Raw genomic sequence first — 4094 nt, forward strand, 5'->3', positions numbered from 1 at the left:
CTGGCGCGCGACGAGGGCGCGCGGATCCGGCGCCGCCAGGTCGTCACGATGCCGACCCGGATCACCGGGGTCGGCGATGCCGTCGGCGCCGCCGCCGATCTGATGGCGATCGCGGAGGAGGAGAAGGAACATTCCCTGACCGAGCGGCATACGGCGGAGCGGGAGCGACTGCTCCAACTGCTCGGCGCCGATCCGACCGCCCGCACCCAGCCGCCGCACGTGCGCAGCCAGCTGGCGGCGATGGAGAAGGAACAGAAGACCCGCGCCACCCGCTTCATCCGCGACGTCCTCGACCGCACTCTGCTGGACCTGTTGTCGGTCTACCGCGACGCCCTGGTCATGCGCACCGGCGCCCCGGTCGCCATCGTCAACGAGGACAATCTCGACACCGTCGGGGGGCTGGCTCGGGCCCTGACCCCCGAGGGTCTGTTGCGCGCGATGGAGGCCATCGGCACCGCCCGCGAACGGATCGACGCCAATGTCGCCCCGTTGCTGGCGCTCGAGGGTATGGCCGTCTCGCTCATCCTGCCGCGGTGACCCCGCGCCGGGATCGTTATCGCGGTGCGATCAACTCGGTGCGCGTCCTGTCGGATGCGTGAGTTAGCGTCGAGCCATGTCGCATCCGGCCGCTCCCCGTCGTCCGCGCGCGATCGGGGTGTTGCTCGCCGGATCGCTCGCTCTGACCGGTTGCTCGATCGACAACCCCTTCTCCCGCGACGCGAAGGTCACCAGCACCCCGCTGCCCAGCACGGCCAAGGTGCCGACCGGGCAGGACGCGCTGGCCAAGTTCTACAACCAGACGCTGACCTGGACCGACTGCGGCGGGCCGAAGTGCGCCGAGCTGGAGGTGCCGATCGACTACGCGAAGCCGGACGGGGAGACGATCAAGCTCAAGGTCCTCAAGACCGAGAAACGCGGCGGCGGCACCAAGGCCGGTTCGATCCTCGTCAACCCCGGCGGGCCCGGCGGCAGCGGCGTCGAGTATGCCCGTTATGCCGACTTCATCGTGGGCACTCCGGTCCGCAAGGCCTACGACGTCGTCGGTTTCGACCCGCGCGGGGTGCAGGACTCGGCCCCGATCGAGTGCGTCGAACCGCCGCAGCTCGACGACTTCCTCGGCCAGGACCCCACCCCCGACGACGCAGCGGAGCGGCAGCAGGCCGTGACCATCGCGACCGACTTCGGCAAGGCGTGCGCCGCCAATGCGGGGCCGCTGCTCGGGCACGTCTCGACCGTCGAGGCGGCCAAGGACATGGACATCCTGCGGGCAGTCGTCGGCGATGCGAAGCTGAACTACTTGGGCAAGTCCTACGGCACCTACCTCGGCGCCACCTATGCCGGCCTCTTCCCCGACCGGGTCGGGCGGATGGTCCTCGACGGCGCCCTCGCCCCCGACCTGACCCCCGAGGAGACGGCCATCGGCCAGGCCCGCGGATTCGACACCGCCACCCGCGCCTGGGCGGCCGATTGCGTCAAGGAGGGCAACTGCCCCCTCGGCACCTCGGTCGATGAGGTGATGACCGGGCTCAGTGACCTGCTCACCAAGCTGGACAAGACGCCCGCGACAGTCACCGGCGACGCCCGCGTCAAGAAGCTGACGGAGGGGTGGGCGGCATACGGCATCGCCGCGGCCATGTACGACCAAGGCATGTGGGCCCAGCTGACCGACGCCCTGCGCAAGGTCGTGGCGTCCGACGACGGCACCGGCCTGATGAACCTCGCCAACGCCTACGCCGAGCGGGACGCGTCGGGCGCCTACTCGGGCAACATGATGCAGGTCATCTATGCCGTCAACTGCCTCGACGCCCCCGACAGCCCCGACATCGCGACCTATGTCGAGCGCGAGAAGAAAGCCCAGGAACAGGCCCAGCTCTTCGGCCGCTTCCTGGCCTGGTCGGGCCTGACCTGCGGCCACTGGCCCATCACGTCGACGAACAAACCGGCCAAGATCACCGCCGCCGGCTCCGCCCCGATCGTCGTCGTCGGCACCACCCGCGACCCCGCCACTCCCTACGAGTGGGCGGTCCGGCTCGCCGACCAGCTCGAGGCCGGCGTCCTGGTGACCATGGACGGGGACGGCCACACGGCATACATGCGGGCCAACTCGTGCATCGACAACGCCCTCAACGACTTCTACACCAAGGACAAGGTCCCGGCCGACGGCCTGCGCTGCTGACGGTCCCGGTCAGCGGATGCTGCTGACCCCGGCCCCAGGAACGCGACCTCAAAGGACGCGACGAAGCGCTGGCGCTCGGCGAGGAAGGCGCGCGTGTGCTCGGTCTGCTCGTGCGCGTCGAAGGCCGCCTCCTGCCGGGGATGCAATTCGAAGCGGACGACGAGACCGAACGGCGCGGGAGCGGGACTCCCCCGGGACAGCCTCAGGCATGCTCTCACCGGAGCGAGACCGCACCGAAACTAGCTCCCGGGACAACAAACGCCCCCGACCGGCGTCGAGGGCGTTTGGCGGAGCCGCTTGTCGGAATCGAACCGACGACCTATTCATTACGAGTGAATCGCTCTGGCCGACTGAGCTAAAGCGGCGGGTGCGCCGAGCAGGGCTGGGTGCGCCCAAGCAGTATACGTATGCCGCGGCCACGCACCGAATCGACCTCGGCTCAGCTCTCGTGCCAGTCGATCGGCCCGCGGTAGGTCTTGTGCTGGGCCGCCTGGGCCACCGGGCGGATGGTGAGGGTGTCGATATTGACATGTTGTGGCAATTGGACGGCGAACTCCACGCACGCGGCGACATCGTCGGCCACGAGCGGCCGGTCGACATCGGCATACACCTTCGCGGCGGCGGCCGCGTCGCCCCCGAACCGGGTGAGCGCGAACTCGTCCGTGGCGACCATGCCGGGCCGGATGTCGACAACCCGCACGTGGGTGCCGCTCAGTTCGAGCCGCAGCGTCTCGGAGATCACCGAGGTGCCGTGCTTGGCCACGGCATAGCCGGCGCCGCCCTCGTAGACGATCTCGCCGGCGGTCGAGGAGATGTCGACGATCGTTGCCCGGGGCGAGCGCAGCAGCAGCGGCAACGCGGCCCGCACCACGTTCAGCGTTCCGAGCACATTGACCTCGAACATCGTGCGCCACTGCTCCGCGTCCGCCTCGGCGACCGGCGCGAGCCCGAGCGCGCCGCCGGCGTTGTTGACCACGACGTCGAGTCGGTCCAGGCCGCCGATGAGCTCGCCGACGGCCTCGGGGTCGGTGACGTCGAGGACGGTATGCCGTGCCGCCGCGCCGATCCGCACCGCGGTGCTGGTCAGGGGCTCGAGGCGGCGGCCGGCGAGGAGGACGTCGAAGCCGGCTGCGGCGAGTCGGGTCGCCGTGGCGGCACCGATGCCGGTGCCGCCACCGGTGATGAGGGCGAGTGGACGGGACTGGGCCATGACTGCCATCGTAGGGTGGTGTCGCGGGCCTCCCATTCGTGATAAAGCTCGGCCATATTGTTTTCTGGACGCCCGGTCAATCCCTGTGCGTGCCGGCTTTTACCAAGCCTTATGGACAAACTGAACAAGGTCGATGAGGTAGCGTCAGAAGCACCGCCAATGAGCCGACGCGGGGTGGGAGCCAACCTCCGGGTTGTCCCCGCAGTCGCCGGGCGGTAAGGCGGGGGCGCTGATGTCAGCATCAGCGCCCCCGTCTTCTTCCCCCTCTTCCGACCGTTCGTTATGGATTCGTTAGGCGGCGGGGACCGCGGTGCCATTCGGGCGTGCGACCTGCGGAAAAACATCCGTGTCATTCGCTGGCCGGGGCCTTCCACGGGCTTGAACGGGCGCCTGGGGCGTGACGGATGTGACGGGTGGGAATCGGGCTCAGTACGCTGAACTGCGCAAACAGCGTTTGGCCCCCCGAATCGGCCACCGTCCGCCATCGGTCGCCGGAGTTTCTCAGGAGCATCGTCCATGCCGTGCAGGCCAGCCTCACAGCCGCGCGCCCGGATCCGGGCGGCCCAGGCCGTCGGAGCGTTCGCCGCGGTCACCGGGGTCGTCCTCGGCGGGTCGTATGCCGCCAGCGCCGAGCCGACCGGTCCGAGCCAGGCCGAGATGAACGGCGCCCGCAGCGCCGTGGCCGAGGCCGGGACCCAGGTCGCCGCG

The 4094-nt window shown here is 69.6% G+C and carries 3 protein-coding genes, 1 tRNA gene and 1 pseudogene; 3 read left to right on the top strand and 2 right to left on the bottom strand.

The genetic code is table 11. The annotated features are described in order from the left end of the window. Together BN11_RS12845 and BN11_RS12850 are read left to right on the top strand one after the other, a co-directional pair. The coding region (locus BN11_RS12845) for a DNA polymerase III subunit delta' C-terminal domain-containing protein (RefSeq protein WP_048698294.1) at positions 1 to 537 on the top strand (537 nt) is incomplete at its 5' end. A gap of 76 nt (positions 538 to 613) precedes the next feature. Further along, the gene (locus BN11_RS12850; protein WP_048698297.1) at positions 614 to 2176 is read left to right on the top strand and encodes an alpha/beta hydrolase; all 1563 of its coding nucleotides are present in this window, start codon (positions 614 to 616) and stop codon (positions 2174 to 2176) included. A 291-nt stretch (positions 2177 to 2467) separates the two neighbouring features. On the opposite strand, the gene BN11_RS12860 is transcribed toward BN11_RS12850, so the two are convergent. Beyond that, positions 2468 to 2541 (bottom strand) — tRNA-Thr (locus BN11_RS12860). Positions 2542 to 2615: 74 nt separating this feature from the next. Further along, positions 2616 to 3386 carry an SDR family oxidoreductase gene (locus BN11_RS12865; protein ID WP_048698302.1) on the bottom strand — a complete coding sequence of 257 codons (771 nt, stop codon included), beginning with the start codon at positions 3384 to 3386 and terminating at the stop codon, positions 2616 to 2618. A 516-nt stretch (positions 3387 to 3902) separates the two neighbouring features. Here BN11_RS12865 and BN11_RS23785 point away from each other — a divergent pair. Continuing rightward, positions 3903 to 4094 (top strand): annotated as a pseudogene (locus tag BN11_RS23785) (hypothetical protein); the annotation flags it as partial.

The sequence above is a fragment of the Nostocoides australiense Ben110 genome, from assembly GCF_001050535.1.
Classification (GTDB): domain Bacteria; phylum Actinomycetota; class Actinomycetes; order Actinomycetales; family Dermatophilaceae; genus Nostocoides_A; species Nostocoides_A australiense.